This window comes from Hymenobacter setariae, from assembly GCF_007713685.1.
GTDB lineage: Bacteria > Bacteroidota > Bacteroidia > Cytophagales > Hymenobacteraceae > Hymenobacter > Hymenobacter setariae.
The window spans coordinates 255,939-277,308 of record NZ_VMRJ01000006.1; the positions used below are offsets into that span (position 1 = coordinate 255,939).

The window sequence follows — 21,370 nt, forward strand, 5'->3', positions numbered from 1 at the left end:
TTCTTAGCGCTTTGCTTTTCGATTAAAACTTATCTTGCAGGCTTTGCTCTTAGCATTTGCTAGCTAAGACAAGTGCCTTTTGATTGTTCTGTTTTTTATACGCGCCCTTCCGCTTTATGGCCAATTTTACCCAGGAAAATAACTATATGCTAAACAACCTGGCTGCTCAAAGCCGCCAGGAACAGCAGCCCGGCCCGGTGCAACGGGCTGAGCAAACCAACGATTACTTTTTCACCTTCACCACCGAAAACGGCACCCGACTACTACTGCACGCACTGTCGGACAAGATTCTGCGCTTTCGCTACCTCACGCCCGGCAGCCCCGCCGAGCCCGACTTCAGCTACGCCGTGCCCAGCGTCGATGATGCGCACCCGACTTTCCCGCGGGTACCCACTTTTCTGGAGTTTAAGGAGAAAAGCGACCACTACCGCCTCACCACGGCCCGCCTCATTTGCATCGTGTGGAAGGATTCGCTGCGCACGCGCGTGCTCGACCGCTCGGGCACCATCCTGAGCGCCGATGAAAAAGGCTTTCACTGGCATCACGACGACGACACGGGCAACGACATCGTGAAAATGAGCCACCAGGTACCTAGCGGCGTGTGCTACTACGGCCTCGGCGATAAGCCCGCCAACTCGAACCTGCGCGGCCAGCGCTTCGTGAACTGGGGCACCGATAACTATGGCTACCAAAAGGGCGCCGACCCGCTCTACAAAAACATTCCGTTTTACCAAGTGCTGCACCAGCGCATTGCGCACGGCATTTTCTTCGACAACACCTTCAAAGCCTTCTTCGACTTTGCCGCCGAGCGTGCCGATGTCACGAGCTTCTGGGCCGAGGGTGGCGAGCTGAACTACTATTTCATTTACGGCCCTACTTTGCTCGAAGTCAGCGAGGAATACACGTGCCTCACCTGCCCGCCGCCCTTGCCGCCCCTGTGGGCGCTAGGCTACCACCAGTGCAAGTGGAGCTACTTCCCCGAAGGCAATGTGCAAGAAATAGCCCTAGGTATGCGCGAGCGCCGCATTCCGTGCGATGCCATCTACCTCGACATCGACTACATGGATGGCTACCGGTGCTTTACCTGGCACCCGCAGCACTTCCCCGAGCCCAAGCGCCTGGTGCAGGACCTAGGGCAGCAAGGCTTTAAGCTGGTAGTAATTATCGACCCCGGCATCAAAATCGACCCGAGTTACCCAGTGTACCAGGAGGGGCTAGCGCAAGACTTCTTTTGCCGCCGGGCCGATGGGCCGCTCATGCGCGGCTCGGTATGGCCGGGCCAGTGCCATTTTCCCGACTACACGCGCCCCGCGGTGCGCGAGTGGTGGGCCAATTTATTTGAGGGTCTAATAAAAGACGTGGGCGTGCGCGGCGTCTGGAATGACATGAACGAGCCTGCTGTATTTGAGCGCGGCACTTTCCCCGACGATGTGCGCTTCGACTACGACGGACAGCCCTGCTCGCACAAAAAGGCGCACAACATCTATGGGATGCAAATGGCCCGTGCCACTAATGAGGGTGTGGCGCGCTTCAGCTACCCCAACCGGCCGTTTACCATAACGCGCAGCACCTATGCGGGCGGCCAGCGCTACTCGTCGGGCTGGACCGGCGACAACATCGCCAGCTGGGAGCACTTATGGCTGGCCAATATTCAGTGCCAACGGCTTAGCATCAGTGGCTTCAGCTTTATTGGTTCCGACATCGGCGGGTTTGTTGACCAGCCCAGTGGTGAGCTATATGCCCGCTGGATAGCCCTAGGTGCCTTTCACCCGTTCTTCCGCACCCACAGCAGTGGCGACCACGGTGACCAGGAGCCGTGGAGCTTTGGCGAGCCATTCACGAGCCTAGTGCGCTCTTTCATCGAGCTGCGTTATCAATTGCTGCCCTACATGTACACCACGTTTTGGCAGTACAGCACGCACGGCACGCCTATGCTGCGCCCACTCACCTTCCTCGACCAAAACGACCCTGAGACCTACCTGCGCATGGCCGAGTTCTCGCTCGGCGATAACCTGCTAGTCTGCCCCATCACTCAAGCTGGCGCCGATGGCCGCTGGATGTACCTTCCCAAAGGCCAGTGGTACTACTACTGGACCGACGAGTTGAAGACGGGCGGCGCCGAGGTGTGGGCCGCTGCCGACCTCACGCGCATTCCACTGTTCATTAGGGCTGGGGCTGTGGTGCCCATGCAGCCTGTGCTACAGTATGTAGGCGAGAAGCAGGTTGAGGAATTGACCTTGCATGTGTACTACAAAGCTGGCACTGTCGAGAGCGTGCTTTATGACGACGGGGGCGAGGGTTATGCTTACCAGCAAGGCCAACAAACTATCCGCCGCTTCACGGTAGCTGGCGACGCCACTACCCTTACTTTGACCCAGTACATCGAAGGCGACTACCAGCCTAGCTATGCTACCTACCGCGTGGTGCTGCACGGCCTCCCCACTGCCCCAGTTGCCGCCACAGCCGATGGGCAGCCAGTAGACTTAGGTACCTGCTCTGATACTGAAACAACTGTAGCAGCGCCCGCACTGGTAGTGAGCGCTAACCTAAAGACGCTGAAAGTAGAAATTGAACCCGTACCTACCTCATCAGCTAAGTAAATTCAAAGGATAGTGAAAAGGCCTTCTAGCTTGCGCTAGAAGGCCTTTTTAACTTATAGCTAGCTCAGTAGCAGCCCTAGGCTGCGTAAGTGCGTACTACTCGTGCGAGCCAATAGCCACTTATGCTCGCCACCCGCTAGCCCTTGCCGACCGAAGAACCGCAATCTAAACTCGCCATCATTACGGCGCTGGCTGCCAACCTTGGTATTGCCACCATCAAGTTCGTTGCCGCCTGGTTTACGGGCAGCTCGGCCATGCTAGCCGAGGGTATCCACTCGCTTGTAGATACTGCCAATGAGTGGCTACTGCTGCTTGGGCTACGCAAAAGCCAGCAGCCCGCTACTGAGTGGCGGCCTTTTGGCTATGGCCGCGAGCTGTACTTCTGGGCCTTTATGGTGGCCGTATTCATCTTTATCATTGGCGGGGGCCTCTCGCTCTACGATGGCATCGACCACATTCGGCATCCCGCTCCACTACATAGCCCCACCTGGAACTACGTGGTACTGGCTGTCGCCTTCTGCTTCGATGGGGCCTCCTTTCTAGTAGCGCGCCGCACATTCAACGCCCAGCGTGGTAGCCAGCCGTTCTGGAAAGCCTTTCGCGCTAGTAAAGACCCCTCTATTTTCGTCGTGTTGTTTGAGGATGCGTCTGACTTGCTAGGCTTGCTCATTGCCTTCCTAGGTGTGTTTCTAAGCCATTTACTCAACCAACCCGTGCTTGATGGCGTGGCTTCGGTGCTCATTGGCTTGCTCCTGCTGGTAGTAGCAGGGCTATTGCTACGCGAGACCAAAAGCCTGCTGCTCGGCGAACCCGCCGAACCCGCCTTACTGGAAAAAATAACGGAGTTGGTGCGGGCAGAAGTCACTATTGTCAACACGGCCCCACCGCTTTCTTCTTACCTCAGCCCTCACGAACTATTGGTAGTGCTGCCCGTCGAGTTTTCTCCTGACCTACCCGCCGCCCAACTCACCAAAACGGTGAAGCAACTACGCACCGCCATTGAAGCTGCTTACCCCGATGTAAAGCACATATTTATTCAGCCCACTAGCTTGAGTAAACCTGCCAGTTGATAACTCAAATTATTCAAAACGTGGTTGCTACTGCTGTAGCTTTTAAACTAAAACAGCGCCCTAGCTTAGCTAGGACGCTGTTTTAGTTATTAGAAACTAAGCAAACTATGCTAGGTTATTCGAAGCAGCTTTAGCCGTCAAGAACTCACGGTTTAGGATAGCGATATTCTCTAGCGAAATGCCTACTGGGCACTCGGCTGCGCAAGAGCCAATGTTAGAGCAGGCACCAAAGCCTTCGATGTCCATCTGGGCCACCATATTCTCTACACGCGTCTGGGCTTCTACCTTGCCCTGGGGCAGCAACGCTAGCTGCGACACCTTGGCGCTCACGAAGAGCATAGCCGAAGCGTTTTTGCAAGCTGCTACGCAGGCGCCGCAACCGATGCAGGTAGCAGCTTCAAAAGCCCGGTCGGCAATCTCTTTCGGAATCGGAATTTCGTTACCGTCGGGGGCACCGCCCGTGTTCACGCTCACGTAGCCGCCAGCCTGAATAATGCGGTCAAAGGCCGAGCGGTCAACGCTTAGGTCCTTGTTAACTGGGAAAGCATTAGCGCGCCAGGGCTCGATAGTAATAGTGTCACCATCCGAAAACTTGCGCATGTGTAGCTGGCAAGTCGTCGTACCCTTTTCGGGGCCGTGCGAACGGCCATTAATAAACAAGTCGCACGAGCCACAAATACCCTCGCGGCAATCGTGGTCGAAAGCTACTGGGTCCGTACCTGCGCGAAGCAAGTCTTCATTGAGCACATCGAGCATCTCCAAGAAGGACATGTCGGGCGATATATCCTTTACGTTATACTCGACAATCCGACCTTCAGTCTGACGGTTTGGCTGGCGCCATACCCGCAGCTTCAGGTTCATTGGTTTGGTATTGGTAGTGGAGGCAGAACCGGCCATTTTTAAGTATAAGTTATGAATTATGAGTTATGAAGTAGCAATTCAGCAATGAATGAGTGAGTTATGGGCTAGTGATGCTATAGTGTCAATAAAGACCAACTGCTACCAACTAGCCCATAAGTCATGATTCATAATTCATAATTTATTTGTAGCTGCGCTGAGTCAGCTTCACGTTTTCGAATACGAGCTCCTCTTTGTGCAGTACCTCGGGTTGGTTATCACCTTTGTACTCCCAAGCAGCTACGTAAGCATAGTTATCGTCGTCGCGTAGTGCTTCGCCTTCGGGCGTTTGGTACTCCTCGCGGAAGTGACCGCCGCAGCTTTCATTCCGGTTGAAGGCGTCATCTATCATCAACTCGCCAAGTTCTAGGAAGTCGGCTACGCGGCCAGCCTTCTCAAGTGCTTGGTTCATTTCCTCACCCGAACCAACCACTTTTACATCCTGCCAGAACTCGCGGCGGAGTTTCTGGATTTCAGCTTTAGCGTGCTTTAGGCCTTCAGCATTGCGAGCCATGCCGCAGTACTCCCACATAATGTGACCTAGGGCCTTGTGGAAATCATCGGGGGTACGCGTGCCGTTGATGCTCAACAGTTGCTCTACCCGAGCCTGCACGGCTGCCTTCGCTTCTGCAAAAGCAGGGTGGTCGGTAGTCACCGGCTTAGGTGGCGTTTGAGCCAGTTGGTCACCAATGGTGTACGGAATTACGAAGTAGCCATCGGCCAAACCTTGCATGAGTGCCGAGGCACCTAGGCGGTTAGCACCGTGGTCAGAGAAATTGCACTCGCCGGTAGCGTACAGACCTGGGATAGTGGTTTGCAAGTTGTAGTCAACCCACAGGCCGCCCATGGTGTAGTGTACCGCCGGGTAGATGCGCATGGGCATCTCGTAAGGATTCTCGTCGGTAATCTTTTCGTACATCTCGAAAAGGTTGCCATACTTCTGGCTTACTGCCTGGGCGCTGGTGCGCTTGATAACATCGGCAAAGTCGAGGTACACAGCCAAGCCCGAGGCACCTACACCACGGCCTTCGTCGCACATCATTTTAGCGTTGCGCGAGGCCACGTCGCGCGGCACGAGGTTACCGAAGGCGGGGTACTTACGCTCCAGGAAGTAGTCGCGGTCTTCTTCTTTAATGTCCTGCACCCGGATTTCACCTTTGCGCAGGCGCTCGGCAATCTCTTTGGTAGCGGGCACCCACACGCGGCCGTCGTTACGCAGCGATTCCGACATCAGCGTCAGCTTCGACTGGTAGTCGCCCGATACTGGAATACAGGTAGGGTGAATCTGGGTAAAGCAAGGGTTGGCGAAGTAAGCTCCCTTTTTGTGAGCACGCCATGGCGCGGTCACGTTGCAGTATTTCGCGTTAGTACTGAGGTAGAAAACGTTGCCGTAGCCACCCGTAGCCAGTACAACTGCGTGTGCGGCATGGGTTTGCACCTCGCCATTCACCAAGTTGCGCGTTACGATACCGCGGGCCTGCCCATCTACTACCACTATATCGAGCAGTTCCGAGCGGGTGTACATTTTCACTTTGCCGTAGGCTACCTGCCGGCTCAGCGCCGAGTAGGCACCTAAGAGCAACTGCTGTCCCGTTTGGCCGCGGGCGTAGAACGTGCGGCTTACCTGTGCACCCCCAAACGAGCGGTTGGCCAACAAGCCGCCGTACTCACGAGCGAAAGGCACGCCCTGCGCTACGCATTGGTCAATGATATTAACCGATACCTGTGCCAAGCGATACACGTTGGCTTCACGAGCGCGGTAGTCACCGCCCTTGATAGTATCGTAGAAAAGACGGAACACTGAGTCACCGTCGTTCTGATAGTTCTTGGCTGCGTTGATGCCGCCCTGCGCCGCGATGGAGTGTGCCCGGCGCGGCGAGTCGTGATACGTGAAGGCCTTTACATTGTAGCCGAGCTCGGCCAGCGATGCTGCCGCAGCGGCCCCCGCCAGACCCGTACCCACCACAATCACGTCGTACTTGCGCTTGTTGGCGGGGTTAACGAGCTTGACGTTGAACTTGTGCTTGTCCCATTTTTCGGCCAAGGGGCCTTCGGGCGCTTTGGAAAATAATTCCATATCTACTGGGTGGTTAGGTAGTCAGGAGGTTAGGGTTTAGGAAAAGCACGAACCAATCAGAGGGTACGACTGCCTAACTCCTAACGGCTTAACAACTTAGTTAAAAGCTAACGTCAGATGTTGCAACGTCACGGCTACGCCATCTTTCAGCGCGCCTTGCTCGTTGGTAAACAGATAAAAGTACAGCGGCATCGAAGCGAAACCGGCTGAAACTAGGACAGCGAAAGCATAGCCAAAGTTCTTAATCAATGGCATGTATTTGCGGTGATTGAGCCCTAGGGTTTGGAAGCCCGAGCGGAAGCCGTGCCACAGGTGGTAGCCTAGGCTAGCCTGCGCGGCTACATACAGGATAACATACCAGAGTTGGTGGAACGACGTTACGACTACCTTGTACAGGTTGTCATTATGATTAATGTCTGGGTCAGGAGAACCAAAGCGTGCGCGCCAGAAGAAATTGTACAAGTGCACAATCAAGAATACCAAGATAATAGAGCCTAGAATGCCCATGTTGCGAGAGGTCCACTCCGAGTTCTGCTTGGCTTCCCACTGGTCGTACTTATGAGCCCGTGCCCCCTTGTTGCGAATGGTAAGCATTAAGGCTTCGTAGATATGAAACCCGAAGCCCAAAACCAGTCCCCATTCAATGGTGCGAATGATGGGGTTGTGGCCCATGAAGTGCGAATAAACGTTGAACGCTACGCCGTCGTCGTTTTTAAAGAGCTGGAAGTTACCAATCAAGTGCACTACCAGGAAGGTGCAGAGAAACAAGCCCGTCAGGGACATGATAATCTTGCGCCCGATGCTGCTGGTAAAGGTTTTTGTAAACCAATTCATAAAAATATCAGCCAAAAAAGAGCTACTTAAGTTGCCCAAAGGTAGGGCCAAGGGAAGTGACCCCCCAAGCACGCGGCCCAATATGCGTGCTATTTAGAATGGTTAAATATTGCAGTTTCGTGAACTCTTGATAGCCATGAATCAATCTCCATCTCTCTCCGTTAACGCAACAAAGCCCAACCCATAACCACTCTCGGCTCACGAAAGTTGTGTTTAGTAGTAGATTGGTAGTGAAGGAATCAGCACGGCGACCCTTATTATTGTTATATGCAAACACTTTCCTCTCCTAAGTCGTCATTTTGGCGCAATGGGTGGTTTCTCATTCTGTGGCTGGTCGGCCTAGGCTGGCTGCTGCCAACAGCTGCGCACGCTACCCACCTTCGTGCCGGCGACATACAGGCTAAGGTTGACACTACGCCGACCCGTAACCCAAACCGCATATTTTTTAAGCTTACACTGTACCGAGACCCCACCAAGGTGCAGCAAAACACCATTAGAGTATACTATGGTGATGGTAAAACCAGCGACCTAGATATACCGGGTGGAATTCCTAAAACCAGCGAAGTATCGGTATCGCCTACGGCCAACGTCATTACGTTTTACTTCGAGCATACGTACCCTGGCTCGGGCCGGTACACGGCCAGTATGGTAGAGGCCAACCGGGTAGCGGGAGTGATAAACATGACGGCCTCGGTTAACCAGACGTTCTACATCAGCACTACGCTGACGGTAGACCCTGGCCTAGGTCAGAATCACTTGCCCGTGTTGCGGGCACCTGCCATTGATGCCGCGGCTGCCGGGCAAGTATTCTTGCACAACCCCGCTGCCTACGATGCCGATGGTGACTCGCTAGGCTTCCGGCTGATGCAGAGCCAGCAGGTAGCGTTGATACCGAACCCGCTGCCCGCCAGCTTTATCCCCACGCCTAGCATTACGAACGGCTACGAGTATCCAAACAGCCAGAGTTTTACATCGGGGGGGCAATCACCTAAGCAGGTTTCCTTTTTGGACAACAACGGCAACCAGCTAGCGCAGGTGGGAGCTGATGCTTCACTAACCATCAATAGAAGCGGCCAGCTTATCTGGAATGCGCCGTTGCGGGTAGGCACGTATAACGTTGCGATTATCGTAGAAGAGTGGCGTAAAAATGCCCTAGGCTACATTAAGATAGGAGAGGTGCTGCGCGACATGCAGATAGACGTGGTAGCTACTACCAATCTGCCCCCAGTAATCAAAATTCCTCAGGATACTTGCGTAGTCGCCGGTGCGGTCCTCAACAAGAGCGTAACAGCGGTAGACGGTACCGGCCCCAATGCTCCAGCTACGCCAATACAGCTTTTTGCCTATAGCGGCATCATTCCGCCGGCTACCTTCCGGCAGTCGACCCAAGGCCCGCCGCGGGCAGTAGGCCGGTTTAACTGGACTACGGCGTGCGAGAATATCGCGGCGCAGCCCTATCTCGTGGTGTTTAAAGCGCAGGATACGCCTCGCACCCCCCCTAATTCGAATGACCCGCCGCTGATTGATGAGAAAACTTGGCGCGTAACAGTAGTGGGCCCTGCGCCCACCAACTTGCAAGCGGCTCCCACTACGAATCAGCGCGTACTGCTGACATGGGCTAGCTACCCGTGCCTCTTCTCCAGCCAGCCTGGGGTGCTGCCCACTATCCAGATTTACCGCCGCGAAAACTCTTATCCGTTTACGCCGGGGCCCTGCGAAACGGGAATTCCAGCTGCGGCGGGGTACACGCGCATTGCAAGCATCCCGGCAAATCTAACGGCTTACACTGACGATAACAATGGCCAAGGACTGACCCGTGGGCGCACGTACTGCTACCGCATCTACGTCACCTTCCCGCTGCCAGCAGGCGGTGCCAGCCTAGCCTCGAATGAGTCTTGCGCTACGCTCTCGGGCCGCTCGGCGCAGATTACGAATGTGGATGTGTTGACAACCGCTGCCACCAACGGGCAAATTGCCATTAAGTGGACCCAGCCGCGGCCCAACGTAGGTAGCTTCAACGCCCCCCTAGGGTATCGCCTGAGCCGCAGCGCTACGGGCGCCGCGCCCTTCACGCTGGTAACTACCAAAACCAGCCTGACCGACACCACCTACGTGGACAGCGACGCCTCCTTGAACACGCAAGATGTGCAGTACACCTACCAATTGGTGTTTTTCAGTGCTGCCGCGCCGCAGCCCGGCAGTGCCGAAACCTCGGAAACCTCGCCGCTGGCTAGCAGTGTGCGCCTGAATGTGGTGCCAAATAGCCTAGGTCGGCAAAATGCGCTTACTTGGACATATAATGTACCCTGGGATAACAGTGGCCGGCCGACGAGTATTTATCGCCGTGTAGGCACGGGGACGGGGGCATTCAGCCTGCTGACCACCGTGACGCCGAGCGCGGGTGCCACGAGCGTTACCTACGCCGACCAGGGCCTCACGGTGGGCGAAACGTACTGCTACTATGTGCAAACCAACGGACAGTACGCCACACCGACTAACTCGCTCGGCCAGCCAATACTGACCAACTTGCTCAACCGCAGCCAGCAGATTTGCACCGTGCTCATCCCGACGCCATGCACACCGGTGTTGACGGTGGTGCCTACCAACTGCGATAGCCTGGCCAACGTCAACCAGACTTCCTCAACCTTCGACTTCCTCAACCAGCGCTACCAAAACCGCCTGCGCTGGACCCTAGGTAACACGCCGGCCGGCTGTAGCTCGGATGTAGCGTACTTCCGCATTTTCTACCGCAGTACGGCCGATGGTCCCTTCACGCTCATCGACTCTACCACTCAGTACACCTATCTGCACCGGGTGCCACTCAACACGAGTGGCAATACGGGTGGGGCAGGCTGTTACGTGGTGCAGGCCGTGAACGCCGCCAAAGTGCGTAGCGCCCTGAGCAATGTGGCCTGCCAGGATAACTGCGTGTTCTTCTTGCTGCCTAACATCTTCACGCCCAATGGGGATGACATCAACGAGAAGTTCCGGCCTAAGACAGCCAGCCCGATTGTGCGCACCCACATTCAGGTATTCAACCGCTGGGGCCGCAAGGTGTACGAGAGCGACAAGGACCCCTATATCAACTGGGATGGCGGCGGCCCGCTCGGCGAAACGGGTACCAGTGGCAAGGTGTCAAATGGCCTCTACTACTACCTAGCCGAGGTAGAGTTTGCCGATTTTGCTGGCACTAAGCGCACCTACAAAGGCTGGGTTGAAGTGGCCCGCTAGCGCAGGCCACCCGGCAGACAAGAAAAGCCGCCCCGAAAGAGGCGGCTTTTTTTTGCGCTAAGTTTGCCCCGCCGGCCGCTGGCTAGCCTTGTTCTACTTTAGTAACGCTGTTTGTGAATCCCACTCAACCTACCACCGTTGGCCCCGTGGCCGTTGTTTTTCCTGGCCAAGGCAGCCAGTTTCCGGGCATGGCCCGCGAGCTATTCGACCAAAGCGAGGCTGCTCGTGCCTTGCTGACCCAGGCTAACGACATCCTAGGGTTTAGCCTCACCAAGCTAATGTTTGAGGGTACGGAGGCAGACTTGCGCCGCACCGATGTAACGCAGCCTGCCGTATTCGTGCACTCAGTAGCGCAGTTTGTGGCCCAGCCCGACCTACAGCCCGCTATGGTGGCCGGCCACTCCCTAGGTGAGTTTTCGGCACTAGTAGCGGCTGGGGTGCTTTCCTTTGCCGATGCCCTGCCGCTGGTAGCCCGTCGTGCCCAGGCTATGCAGGCCGCTTGCGACGAGCAGCCCGGCACCATGGCCGCCATCTTGGGCTTGGCCGACGACGTGGTAGAGCGCGTGTGCCAGGAAATAACGGCCGCCGGCGACGTAGTAGTAGCTGCAAACTACAACTGCCCCGGCCAGTTGGTTATCTCTGGCTCGGCTGATGGCATCACCAAAGCTTGCGAAGCGCTGAAGGCAGCGGGTGCCAAGCGTGCGCTACCGCTGCCTGTAGGCGGGGCATTTCACTCGCCATTGATGCAGTCTGCGCAGGCCGCACTGGCCGAAGCCATCGAGCGCACCACCTTTCAGCCCGCGCGCTGCCCTGTGTACCAAAATGTGGACGCGGCGCCGCACCGCGACCCCGCCGAAATTAAAGCGAACCTATTGGCCCAGCTCACCGCCCCTGTGCGCTGGACCCAGAGCGTGCAGGCCATGGCGCAGGACGGCGCTACTACTTTCCTGGAGTGCGGCCCCGGCAAGGTATTGCAAGGCCTGGTAAAGAAAATAGCACCCACCGCTGCTGCGGCCTCGGTGTAGGGCAGTAGGTAACCCAGGGGCCACCTAGGCTCATAGCCAAGCTAAAGCCCACCGTACGCCTAGCCTTTGTGAGGCCTGGGCGTGCGGTGGGCTTTAGCTTTTTACTTGGGTCACTGGCAGTGGGTCGGGGCAATTATCCAGAAGCTCCGCCACTGTTTGATGTAGCTGCGGATGAAGTAATTGCGGAGCTATTTCGGCCAGCGGTACCAACGCAAATCGGCGGGCTGGCAATGCCGGGTGTGGTACGGTTAGGGTAGGGGTACTGATAATTTCCTGCCCATAAAGCAAAATGTCTACATCCAGCGTGCGGGCGCCCCAGCGCTGCCGCCGCTCGCGGCCAGCCTGCTGCTCGGCGGCCAAGCAAGCGGCAAGTAGCTCGGCAGCGGGCAGGGCAGTACGCACAGCCAGCGCTTGGTTTAAAAAGGCAGGCTGGTCTTCGAGGCCCCAGGCCGCTGTTTCGTAATAAGCCGACGCTGCCGTGATAGCGCCGGCCGTGGCTGCTAGCACCTGCTGTGCGTGCTGCAAGTGAGCAGCCCGGTCACCTAGGTTGCTGCCCAGCAATAGATAAGCCACTACACTGCTCATGCGTGCTGCTGAAAAAAGGCGGCAGTGCGCTCGGCCACTAGCCGGGCCAACGGAGGCAGCTCGGGCGAAACCCAGGGATGGCTGCCCCCGAACATATGCCCAGCATCCGGCACAATGAGCAGCTCCGCGTCGGGCTTGCGGGCCAGCAGCTCTTCGGCGGCGCTTAGGGGCACGGTTTCGTCGGGGTCGCCGTGTACAATGAGCAAGGGCTGGCGCAATTGCGGCACCAGCTTCGGAAGGTCGAGGCGCGGTAAGTTGGCGTGGTAGTCTTCGGCAATCTGATAGTACATGGGGAGTTGCTGGCCGGTGCGCGAGTTAGGCACATAGAGCACGCCTTGGCGCTGCCACTGCGCAATGACATCGGCGGGCCAGCGCGGGGCAAGGTCGGCCACGGCTGCCCAGGTGGCTACGGCGGTAACCCGCGCGTCTTCGGCCGCTTTTAGTAGCACCAGCCCGCCCCCGCGGCTGTGACCAATGAGGTACAAGCGCCCTAGGTCGAGCGTGTCCGCGGGCAGGGGCGTAGCGCCAGGTGTATGCAGAGCATCGAGCAGCTGCCCTAGGTCATTAAGCTCATGACTAAAGTTGTTATGCCCAAAGGCCTCGAGGTCTTCGAGGTCGCCGGTGCCACCTACCACCACGCCGTTGTGCGAGAGGTTGAGCTTGATGAATACAAAGCCTTGCTCGGCAAAAAAACGCGCCAGCAAGGAGAAGTGGCCCCAATCCTTAAAGCCTTTAAAGCCATGCACAAACACCACTATGGGCCGGGGTGAAGCGGCCGGCGAATCGGGGGCCAGATAGGTGGCATCGGCAGCAAAAGAGCGGCCGTGGCTAGTGCCCGTAAGCACGAACTCAACAGTAGTAAGCATACGTATAGCGAGGAAAAGCACCGCAAGCTACTTCCTAGGCAGTAGGGGCCAATGCGCCCGGCTGCCGTATCATTGCGCCCGCATGGCACATCCGCTCGACTCTATTCAAGCTCCTATCGCCGCCGAAATGGCTGAGTTTGAGGTGAAATTTCGCCAGTCGATGCAAACCAACGTGCTGCTGCTTGACAAGATAATGGGCTACATCGTGCGCCGCAAAGGCAAGCAAGTGCGGCCCATGTTTGTGTTCTTGACGGCTCGCACGGTAGCCGCTGACCCAGCGGGCACGCTAAACCCAGCTTCATTTCGGGGAGCGGCCCTCATCGAACTCCTGCACACCGCCACGCTGGTGCACGACGATGTAGTAGACGAGAGCAACTATCGCCGTGGCTTCTTTTCTATCAACGCGCTGTGGAAGAACAAGATAGCAGTACTGGTAGGCGACTACCTACTCTCGCGGGGCTTGCAGCTAGCGCTGGAACATGATGACTTCGACCTACTCAAGATAGTGAACCGTGCGGTGCGTGAGCTCAGCGAAGGCGAGCTACTGCAAATAGAAAAGGCCCGCCGCCTTGACATCACGGAAGATGTGTATTTCGATATTATCCGTCAAAAAACAGCTTCGCTCATTGCCTCCTGCACGGCGGTGGGAGCGGCCTCGGTGGGTGCCAGCAAAGAAGTAGTAGAGCGCGCCCGCCTCTTTGGTGAGAAGGTAGGTATGGCCTTTCAGATAAAAGATGACTTGTTTGACTACGGCACCGCCGAAATCGGCAAGCCGGTAGGCATCGACATCAAGGAGAAGAAAATGACTCTGCCGCTCATCTACGCCTTGCAGCAGGCGAGTTGGATTGAAAAGCGCCGCGTTATTTTCAACGTAAAAAACAATGCCGGCCATCGCGACCGTGTGCAGCAGGTTATCGACTTCGTTAAAAAATCGGGCGGCCTCGACTACGCCGTGCGCACCATGGAGCGCTATCGCGACGAGGCCCTAGCCATCTTGCACGAGTTTCCAGCCTCCGCCGCCCGTACCTCGCTAGAAGCGCTGATAAACTACACGATAGAGCGGGAGAAATAAGTAAGTACCGCACCGTAGCGGCTACTTACCTCATTTCAGTAATAACCAAGGGCTAGGACACAGCTTAGCCCAATACTCTTGTTCGCTGGCTGGGGCTACGCCTGGGAAATCACCCCAGCGGCCTTGCATATCGCCTATTACTTGAAAATGTAGATGTGGTGGCCAATCTCCATTCTCAGGGTAAGGCCCAACGCGGGCAAAAGCTTTCCCCGGAAGTACTGGATTACGTGGTTGCAAAGCCGCTAAATCGATACGGCTCAGATGGCCATATAGTGTATAGAATGGTACATCTTCTAGCCAATGCTGAATGATAACTGTTGGCCCGTAGTCGCCAAAATTGTTGTTATCTGCTACGCTATGCACTACGCCCGCAAGCGGCGCAGCCACTGGGGTGCCGGCCGGTACCCACATATCTACACCTAGGTGTAGGGAGCGCGCTTCCGTGGCATCCTCAAAATGAGAACTTCGACGGTAAATGACCCGGTTTTCAAGGTAGCCGCCTATACCAATAGTAGCGTGCTGTTCGGCTAGCATCTGCTGTACTATCTCAGCAAAAGCGGCGGTGTCGCGCAGTTGTTCGGGGTGGGCGAGGAGCGGGTTGCTAGCCGTGAAGTTGAGGCGAGCTACGCCAGGACCGCGCACCGGAAAGGGAAAAATGGGAGCTAGCCGGTCGCGGTACCGGGCTAGGAGGGAAGCTAGGTCTTGAGGCATAGGGCCGCGAAGCTAGGCCATGGCGTCCAAGTGGACCCTAGGTCGGCGCAGGCACCCAAATTATACACTAGCCGTACCAGGCACACGAACCGTAAATTTGCGCTTTATTTTAAATATATCAAGTCCGAGCCCATGTCGTCGTACCTGACGCTGACCGTCGTTGCCCTTACCCAGGAAACTCCCGATACCGTTACCATTCACCTGGAGCGGCCCGACCGCCAAACCGTGCCCAGCAAGCCCGGCCAGTTTTTGACGCTGCTGGTGCCCTGTGGCCCCGCTGGCTCTAAGCCCGAGCGTCGGGCCTATTCGCTCAGCAGCACGCCTGCCGACGCACCTAGGCTCTCCGTAACAGTAAAGCGTGTGGCTGGTGGCTTAGTTAGCAACTATCTGCTCGATACAGTGCGAGTAGGCCAGCAGTACGAGGTGCTGCCGCCGCTCGGCAACTTTGTGGTGCAGCCCAGCCCCAAGGCGGCGCGCTCGCTGGTGCTCATCGGAGCAGGCTCGGGCATCACGCCACTCATGAGCATGCTCAAGGCGATTCTTAGTGAAGAGCCCCAGAGCCACGTGCTTTTGCTTTACGGCAACCGCAATGAGGAGTCCGTCATTTTTAAGCAGCAGCTTGCTGACCTAGAAGCTAACAGCCGTGGTCGCCTGCAGGTCGAGCACGTGTATAGCCAGCCGTTGCGTCCGGCCGGGCCGCACCAGCACACGGGTCGCGTCAACCGCACCACTATCCTGCGCATTCTAGAGCAGCGCCACCAGTTTCCAGCCCCGCAGGCCGAGTACTACATCTGCGGGCCTGAAGGCCTGATGGCCGAAGCCGAAGCCGCCCTACAACTACTCAACGTGCCGAGCAGCCGCATCCGGCGCGAGAGCTTTGTGGCTGCCGCCGACACGGCCGAAGCTAGTGCCACCCACGGCGACGTGCTGGCCGGCACCGACGATGGCCCCGTCAAGAGCCGCAACGTGACTATTCAGTACGAAGGCAGCGAATATGTATTGACGGTGCCCACCGGCAAAACCATCCTCGACGCCGCCCTCGATGAAGACATCGACCTGCCGTATTCTTGCCAAGCAGGCCTGTGCACTGCCTGCCGCGGCAAGTGCCTATCGGGCAAGGTGCACCTCGACGAGCGCGAGGGCCTTTCTGATTCTGAAATCGCCAAAGGCTACGTGCTGACCTGTGTAGCCCATCCGCTTACTAGCGATGTGGTAATAGAAATCGGCTAATTTTTAAGCAACGTTAGTTGGTTAGATAGTAAGGTTTTGCGCTTAAAAGGATTGTAGGTTGTAACCATTCGGCAATGCTTAATGGTTACAACGTAGGCAGTGCAGCTTACTTTGCTAGCTGCTGAGACGAGTGCTGGCTAGCTGGCCTGGTGACTGCCCGTACCCATTTGCGCGCTATTTGCGTACCCTATTTCTATGCTGATATCTGAGGTTGATACTACTGCCCTATCCGTGGCGACTGATACGGCGCGGCCCGCGCGCCACTACTTACCTGAGGAATTTTACGTCACCGATTGGGCGGCGCTAGAGCCCTTCTTTAAGGAATTACAAACCCGTGACCTACCCGATGCCGCCGCTCTAGAGCAGTGGCTGCTCGACCGCTCGGAGCTCGAAGCGGTGCTAAGTGAAGACCTAGCGTGGCGCTACATCCGCATGACCTGCGACACTCAAGACGAAAGCCACGCCGAGGCTTTCCAGTTTTTCGTGCAGGAGATTGAGCCCCAGGTGGCGCCCTACGACCACGCCCTCAACGAGAAGCTGCTAGCTGCCCCTAGCCTGAATGAGCTAGATGAAACACGTTACGGGGTATTTCTGCGGTCGGTGCGCCGGGCGTCGGAGATTTATCGCGAGGAAAATATTGCACTCAAAACCGAAATTTCGACCAAGCAGCAGCAGTACGCCGCTACGGTGGGCGCCATGACGGTAACCCTCGACGGCGAGGAGCTAACGCTGCCCCGTGCCGCCGACCGTCTCAAGAGCCTATCGCGTCCCGTGCGCGAGCAAGCGTGGCGGGCCATTCAGGCGCGGCGCCTGCAAGACAGCAAGTCGCTCGACCAGTTGTTTACGGAGCTGGTGCAGCTGCGCCACCAGGTAGCACTAAACGCGGGCTTCGCTAATTTCCGCGATTACATGTTTGCCGCCCTTGGGCGCTTCGACTACACCCCCGAAGACACGTTTAACTTCCACGCAGCCATTCGGGCTACGGTGGTGCCGCTCATCGATGAGTTTGATGATGCCCGTCGTAAGGACTTGTCGCTGCCTGAACTGCGGCCCTGGGACCTTGACGTAGACCCCAGTGGCAAGCAGCCACTGCGTCCTTTCCAAACCGGCGAGGAACTACTGGAAAAGACTATTACCGTCTTTCAGCGCCTTGACCCCTTCCTAGGTCAGTGTCTGAGCACTATGCGCCATATGGGTCACCTCGACCTAGAATCGCGCAAGGGCAAAGCGCCAGGCGGCTATAACTATCCGCTGGATGAAACCGGCGTACCGTTCATCTTCATGAACGCCACTTCGTCGCTGCGCGATGTGGTGACGATGCTGCACGAAGGTGGCCACGCCGTGCATTCTTTCCTCACGCGTCGCTTGCCGCTATCGGCCGACAAGCACCCGCCGAGCGAGGTAGCCGAGCTAGCCTCAATGAGCATGGAACTGATGAGCATGGACCACTGGGACGTGTTTTTCGAAGACCCAGCTGAGCTGCGCCGGGCCAAGAAAACGCACTTAGAGAGCGTGCTGGAAACCTTCCCCTGGGTTGCTACCATCGACAAGTTTCAGCACTGGATATACGAGAATCCCAACCACACCGAAGCGCAGCGCCACCAGCACTGGACGCAGATTTTCCAAGAGTTCAACCAACGCAGCGTAAGCTGGCGCGGTCTTGAAAACTTCCGTCCTTACTTGTGGCAGAAGCAGTTGCACCTCTACGAAGTACCGTTCTACTACATCGAGTACGCGCTGGCTCAGCTCGGCGCTATCGCAGTGTGGCGCAATTTCCGGCAGGACCCCGCCGCCGCCTTGGCTGGCTATCAGCGGGCACTGGCCCTAGGATACACGCGGCCCATTGGTGAGGTGTATGCGGCGGCTGGCATACGTTTCGATTTCAGCACTGAGTACCTAACGCAGCTTGCTGATTTTGTGCGTGATGAAATGGCGTCGCTGTAAGGTAAGCGCGCCTTGCTAGTAATGAAAAACAAAAAGCCCGGCTTGCTGCCGGGCTCTTTTGTGTGCGCCTAGGGCGACGAGAACCAGTAATTTTGGCGAATGATGCTTACAATTCCTGTCATTAATCACTCGCGGCACCCGCTGCCTGAATACCAAACGGCACATGCAGCTGGCCTCGACCTACGTGCTGACCTGCCTAGCGGCGCCATTACCCTAGGCCCGCTAGAGCGCCAGCTAGTGCCTACTGGCCTGAGCTTAGCCCTACCTGTGGGCTATGAGGCGCAGGTGCGGCCGCGCAGTGGCCTAGCCTACAAGCACGGCATTGGCATTGTCAACAGCCCTGGCACCATTGATGCTGATTACCGAGGCGAGATTAAGGTGCTGCTGGTCAACCTGTCCAACGAGCCATTTGTGGTGCAGGATGGGGAGCGCATTGCGCAGCTGGTAGTAGCGCGGCACGAAACCATCGCCTGGCAGCTCGTCGAGCAGCTCAGCGAAACCGAGCGCGGCGCTGGCGGCTACGGCAGCACAGGTAAGTAGTGCGTAAGTGGTAGTGCTTAGGGCTCAGTCGTTAGATACTAAGCCCTAAGCACTACCACCTAAGTGCTACTAATGGTGGGCCGAGTGGCGGTTTTGGTGCTGGCCGATGATTTGGAGGTTGCCGCCGGCCGAGATGAGTTTCTGGCTTAGCTCGCGCAGCTTGTCGCCCACACCGCCGAAAGCGTGCAGGTTGAGGGCAGCTTTGCCGGTGAGGTTGCCTAGCTGGTAGAAGGACTTGGCCATAGCCGACGCATCGCCGCTGCCGATAGCCTGGTTGAGCACATCAAGCTCTTGAGCGATGGGGCGTAGAGCGGGGTCGTTGCTGCTCTGCAAAGAGCTGAGCCAATTGCCTACTTGGCTCTGGCCGGCGCTGGCATCTTGGGTGAAGCCGGCGCTCGTAGCGGCAAACAGGCTCTGGATACTGGATTCGATTTCAGAAATGTAGTTCATACAAGCAAAGTACGGGACGGAAAAGCTAACGCGGAAGGCGGGGCGGCAGTTTTCGCCCCAACTTTGCACGCACTGCTAATTTGACCCTAGGTACGTATGCATCTTGTTACGCTTTCCGACATCGAGCAGGCCCGGCAGCGGCTACAAGGCTTGGCCCGGCGCACTCCACTGCTACCTTTCGAGGTGCCTGAACTGCCCGGCGAACAGGTTTTCTTGAAGCCCGAAAACCTACAGCCTATTGGTTCTTTCAAAATCAGGGGTGCTGGCAATCGCATTATGGCGCTCACGGCTGAGGAGCGGGCGCGCGGTGTGCTAGCCTACAGCAGCGGCAACCACGCCCAAGGTGTGGCCTACGCCGCCCGCCAACTGGGCTTGCCGGCGACCATCATCATGCCCACCAATGCGCCTCAGGTCAAAATAGCGGCCACGCGTGCCCTAGGTGCCGAGGTACTACTCTATGACCCCGCCCACGAAAAACGCGAGGCCGTGGCCGCCTGGCTACTAGCCAGCGCCGCGCACCCGCCCGTATTAGTGCCCCCCTTCGACGATGCCTACGTGATAGCTGGACAGGGCACGGTGGGCCTAGAAATACTGGAAGACCTGCCTGCCGTAGAGCTAGTGCTGGCCCCTGTGGGCGGCGGCGGCCTGCTAAGTGGCGTAGCAGCAGCGCTCAAACTCTTGAAGCCTAGTGTGAAAATTATTGGCGTCGAGCCCGAGCTAGCAGCCGATGCGCAAGCTTCCTTCCGGGCTGGCCAAGTGGTAGAGTGGGCGGCGGCTGATACCAACCGCACCCTGGCCGACGGAGTTCGCACCTTGGCCCTAAGCGAATTAACCTTGGCACACTTGCGCCAATACGCCGACGACGTAGTAACCGTGAGCGAGGCCGAACTGCGCGCCGCTGCCCGCCGCCTGCTGCTCGAGGCTCGGCTGGTGGTAGAGCCCACGGCCGCCTTGCCACTAGCGGCGCTGCTGCGCCACCGTGCCAGCTTGCCACCTAGCCAGCATACGGTGCTCATTCTCAGCGGTGGCAATGTAGACCCGGCCGTATTGGCTGAGCTGCTGCAAGACTAAATAGCCCAGGCCAGTAGCATCCTACTGGGTTCGGGCGTTTCTTTGCGGCGAAACGATTCCGGCCAAAACGAGTATCTGTCGAAGACAAACCTACATTTACCCCCTTCTCTCCCCCTCCAATGAAAATCATCGTTCCGATGGCTGGCATGGGCAAGCGGATGCGTCCGCACACGCTCACCGTACCCAAACCCCTGATTCCGATTGCTGGCAAACCCATCGTGCAGCGCCTTGTGGAAGACATTGCCCGCGTGTGCGGCGAGGCAGTAGAAGAGGTAGCCTTTATCATTGGCCGCTTCGGCGCCGAGGTGGAAAAAAGCCTGATTAAAATCGCCGAATCGGTAGGAGCGAAAGGCACCATTTATTACCAAGACGAGCCCCTAGGTACGGCCCACGCCATCTTGTGCGCCAAAGACTCGCTAAGCGGTCCGCTGGTAGTGGCATTCGCTGATACGTTGTTTAAAGCTGATTTCACCCTCGATAGCTCGGTGCCCGGCACCATCTGGGTGCAGAAGGTGGAAGACCCCAAGCCCTTCGGCGTAGTGAAGCTCAACGAGCAAGGCCAGATTACCGACTTCGTAGAAAAGCCCGAAACCTTCGTGTCGGACTTGGCTATTATCGGCATCTACTACTTCCAGGATGGTGAGTACCTGCGCGACGAGCTGCAGTACCTACTCGATAACGACATCAAGGACAAAGGCGAGTACCAACTCACCAACGCCCTCGAAAACATGAAGAACAAGGGTACCATCTTCGTGCCCGGCCAAGTAACCGAGTGGCTCGACTGCGGCAACAAAGACGCCACGGTGTTCACCAACCAGCGCTACCTAGAGTACCTCAAGGAGCGTGGCGAAAAGCTGGTAGCTGACTCGGCTACTATCACCAACTCGGTGCTGATTGAGCCGGTATACATTGGCGAGAACGCCATCATTACCAATTCGGTAGTGGGCCCGCACGTAAGCATTGGCAACCAGAGCAACGTGCGAGACTCGCGCGTGTCGAACTCTATTGTGCAGACTTCGGCCTCGGTGCTCAACGCCGCCATTACCGACTCCATGATTGGCAACTTCGCCAGCGTCAGCAGCAAAGCTGTCGACCTGAGTGTGGGCGATTATAATGTGTTGAAGGTGTGATTTTTTAACGCAGTCTGACGTTATCGACGACGCGGCC

The 21,370-nt window shown here is 57.0% G+C and carries 17 protein-coding genes; 10 read left to right on the forward strand and 7 right to left on the reverse strand.

All coding sequences use genetic code 11. The features are described 5' to 3' along the window. Positions 1-116 precede the first annotated feature (116 nt). Both FNT36_RS21815 and FNT36_RS21820 read left to right on the forward strand, forming a co-directional pair. Positions 117-2,600, forward strand: a complete 2,484-nt coding sequence (locus FNT36_RS21815; RefSeq protein ID WP_233636140.1) for a glycoside hydrolase family 31 protein — start codon at positions 117-119, stop codon at positions 2,598-2,600. 143 nt (positions 2,601-2,743) lie between these two features. Next, complete coding sequence (locus FNT36_RS21820; RefSeq protein WP_144852124.1) at positions 2,744-3,670, forward strand: cation diffusion facilitator family transporter; 927 nt, start codon at positions 2,744-2,746, stop codon at positions 3,668-3,670. A gap of 105 nt (positions 3,671-3,775) precedes the next feature. On the opposite strand, the gene FNT36_RS21825 is transcribed toward FNT36_RS21820, so the two are convergent. From FNT36_RS21825 to FNT36_RS21835, 3 genes are all read right to left on the reverse strand, one after another. Continuing rightward, entirely contained in the window at positions 3,776-4,531 is a 756-nt protein-coding gene (locus tag FNT36_RS21825; protein WP_144852537.1) for a succinate dehydrogenase/fumarate reductase iron-sulfur subunit, read from the reverse strand. A gap of 178 nt (positions 4,532-4,709) precedes the next feature. Beyond that, the gene (locus FNT36_RS21830; protein ID WP_144852127.1) at positions 4,710-6,644 is read right to left on the reverse strand and encodes a fumarate reductase/succinate dehydrogenase flavoprotein subunit; all 1,935 of its coding nucleotides are present in this window, start codon (positions 6,642-6,644) and stop codon (positions 4,710-4,712) included. Between the two features lie 96 nt (positions 6,645-6,740). Then, the gene (locus tag FNT36_RS21835) at positions 6,741-7,478 is read right to left on the reverse strand and encodes a succinate dehydrogenase cytochrome b subunit (protein WP_144852130.1); all 738 of its coding nucleotides are present in this window, start codon (positions 7,476-7,478) and stop codon (positions 6,741-6,743) included. Between the two features lie 267 nt (positions 7,479-7,745). On the opposite strand from FNT36_RS21835, the gene FNT36_RS21840 reads away from it, so the two are divergent. Continuing rightward, positions 7,746-10,709: a T9SS type B sorting domain-containing protein gene (locus tag FNT36_RS21840; protein WP_144852133.1), complete on the forward strand. Its 2,964-nt coding sequence runs from the start codon at positions 7,746-7,748 to the stop codon at positions 10,707-10,709. 113 nt (positions 10,710-10,822) lie between these two features. Next, positions 10,823-11,734 (forward strand): ACP S-malonyltransferase, encoded by a 912-nt coding sequence (fabD, locus tag FNT36_RS21845; RefSeq protein ID WP_262712190.1) that lies wholly within the window; start codon positions 10,823-10,825, stop codon positions 11,732-11,734. Positions 11,735-11,827: 93 nt separating this feature from the next. On the opposite strand, the gene folK is transcribed toward fabD, so the two are convergent. Both folK and FNT36_RS21855 read right to left on the reverse strand, forming a co-directional pair. Beyond that, a complete protein-coding gene (gene folK / locus FNT36_RS21850; protein WP_144852135.1) occupies positions 11,828-12,319 on the reverse strand; it encodes a 2-amino-4-hydroxy-6-hydroxymethyldihydropteridine diphosphokinase in 492 nt (163 codons plus the stop codon). Beyond that, on the reverse strand, positions 12,316-13,185 hold the full coding sequence (locus tag FNT36_RS21855; protein WP_144852138.1) for an alpha/beta hydrolase family protein: 870 nt from the start codon (positions 13,183-13,185) through the stop codon (positions 12,316-12,318). Before FNT36_RS21855 ends, folK begins: the two co-directional genes overlap by 4 nt. An 82-nt stretch (positions 13,186-13,267) precedes the next feature. Between FNT36_RS21855 and FNT36_RS21860 the strand changes: the two genes are divergently transcribed. Next, the gene (locus FNT36_RS21860) at positions 13,268-14,257 is read left to right on the forward strand and encodes a polyprenyl synthetase family protein (protein WP_144852141.1); all 990 of its coding nucleotides are present in this window, start codon (positions 13,268-13,270) and stop codon (positions 14,255-14,257) included. 30 nt (positions 14,258-14,287) lie between these two features. Here FNT36_RS21860 and FNT36_RS21865 read toward each other — a convergent pair whose 3' ends face one another. Continuing rightward, on the reverse strand, positions 14,288-14,968 hold the full coding sequence (locus FNT36_RS21865) for a peptidoglycan DD-metalloendopeptidase family protein (protein WP_144852144.1): 681 nt from the start codon (positions 14,966-14,968) through the stop codon (positions 14,288-14,290). Between the two features lie 132 nt (positions 14,969-15,100). Here FNT36_RS21865 and FNT36_RS21870 point away from each other — a divergent pair, with 132 nt between their 5' ends. From FNT36_RS21870 to dut, 3 genes are all read left to right on the forward strand, one after another. Further along, positions 15,101-16,198 (forward strand): ferredoxin--NADP reductase, encoded by a 1,098-nt coding sequence (locus FNT36_RS21870; RefSeq protein WP_144852146.1) that lies wholly within the window; start codon positions 15,101-15,103, stop codon positions 16,196-16,198. 195 nt (positions 16,199-16,393) lie between these two features. Next, positions 16,394-18,142: a M3 family oligoendopeptidase gene (locus tag FNT36_RS21875; RefSeq protein WP_144852149.1), complete on the forward strand. Its 1,749-nt coding sequence runs from the start codon at positions 16,394-16,396 to the stop codon at positions 18,140-18,142. Between the two features lie 99 nt (positions 18,143-18,241). Further along, the gene (gene dut, locus FNT36_RS21880) at positions 18,242-18,682 is read left to right on the forward strand and encodes a dUTP diphosphatase (protein WP_233636141.1); all 441 of its coding nucleotides are present in this window, start codon (positions 18,242-18,244) and stop codon (positions 18,680-18,682) included. 69 nt (positions 18,683-18,751) lie between these two features. Here dut and FNT36_RS21885 read toward each other — a convergent pair whose 3' ends face one another. Continuing rightward, positions 18,752-19,132: a hypothetical protein gene (locus tag FNT36_RS21885; RefSeq protein WP_144852152.1), complete on the reverse strand. Its 381-nt coding sequence runs from the start codon at positions 19,130-19,132 to the stop codon at positions 18,752-18,754. Between the two features lie 96 nt (positions 19,133-19,228). Here FNT36_RS21885 and FNT36_RS21890 point away from each other — a divergent pair, with 96 nt between their 5' ends. Continuing rightward, positions 19,229-20,203: a threonine ammonia-lyase gene (locus FNT36_RS21890; protein WP_144852155.1), complete on the forward strand. Its 975-nt coding sequence runs from the start codon at positions 19,229-19,231 to the stop codon at positions 20,201-20,203. A gap of 119 nt (positions 20,204-20,322) precedes the next feature. Beyond that, on the forward strand, positions 20,323-21,333 hold the full coding sequence (locus FNT36_RS21895; RefSeq protein ID WP_144852158.1) for a sugar phosphate nucleotidyltransferase: 1,011 nt from the start codon (positions 20,323-20,325) through the stop codon (positions 21,331-21,333). The last annotated feature ends 37 nt before the right edge of the window (positions 21,334-21,370 follow it).

Coding starts and splice junctions, on each gene's coding strand:
- FNT36_RS21815 (WP_233636140.1), top strand. CDS start 117: ATGGCCAATTTTACCCAGGAAAATAACTATATGCTAAACAACCTGGCT.
- FNT36_RS21825 (WP_144852537.1), bottom strand. CDS start 4,531: ATGAACCTGAAGCTGCGGGTATGGCGCCAGCCAAACCGTCAGACTGAA.
- FNT36_RS21830 (WP_144852127.1), bottom strand. CDS start 6,644: ATGGAATTATTTTCCAAAGCGCCCGAAGGCCCCTTGGCCGAAAAATGG.
- FNT36_RS21835 (WP_144852130.1), bottom strand. CDS start 7,478: ATGAATTGGTTTACAAAAACCTTTACCAGCAGCATCGGGCGCAAGATT.
- FNT36_RS21840 (WP_144852133.1), top strand. CDS start 7,746: ATGCAAACACTTTCCTCTCCTAAGTCGTCATTTTGGCGCAATGGGTGG.
- folK (WP_144852135.1), bottom strand. CDS start 12,319: ATGAGCAGTGTAGTGGCTTATCTATTGCTGGGCAGCAACCTAGGTGAC.
- FNT36_RS21855 (WP_144852138.1), bottom strand. CDS start 13,185: ATGCTTACTACTGTTGAGTTCGTGCTTACGGGCACTAGCCACGGCCGC.
- FNT36_RS21860 (WP_144852141.1), top strand. CDS start 13,268: ATGGCACATCCGCTCGACTCTATTCAAGCTCCTATCGCCGCCGAAATG.
- FNT36_RS21865 (WP_144852144.1), bottom strand. CDS start 14,968: ATGCCTCAAGACCTAGCTTCCCTCCTAGCCCGGTACCGCGACCGGCTA.
- FNT36_RS21870 (WP_144852146.1), top strand. CDS start 15,101: ATGTCGTCGTACCTGACGCTGACCGTCGTTGCCCTTACCCAGGAAACT.
- FNT36_RS21875 (WP_144852149.1), top strand. CDS start 16,394: ATGCTGATATCTGAGGTTGATACTACTGCCCTATCCGTGGCGACTGAT.
- dut (WP_233636141.1), top strand. CDS start 18,242: ATGATGCTTACAATTCCTGTCATTAATCACTCGCGGCACCCGCTGCCT.
- FNT36_RS21885 (WP_144852152.1), bottom strand. CDS start 19,132: ATGAACTACATTTCTGAAATCGAATCCAGTATCCAGAGCCTGTTTGCC.
- FNT36_RS21890 (WP_144852155.1), top strand. CDS start 19,229: ATGCATCTTGTTACGCTTTCCGACATCGAGCAGGCCCGGCAGCGGCTA.
- FNT36_RS21895 (WP_144852158.1), top strand. CDS start 20,323: ATGAAAATCATCGTTCCGATGGCTGGCATGGGCAAGCGGATGCGTCCG.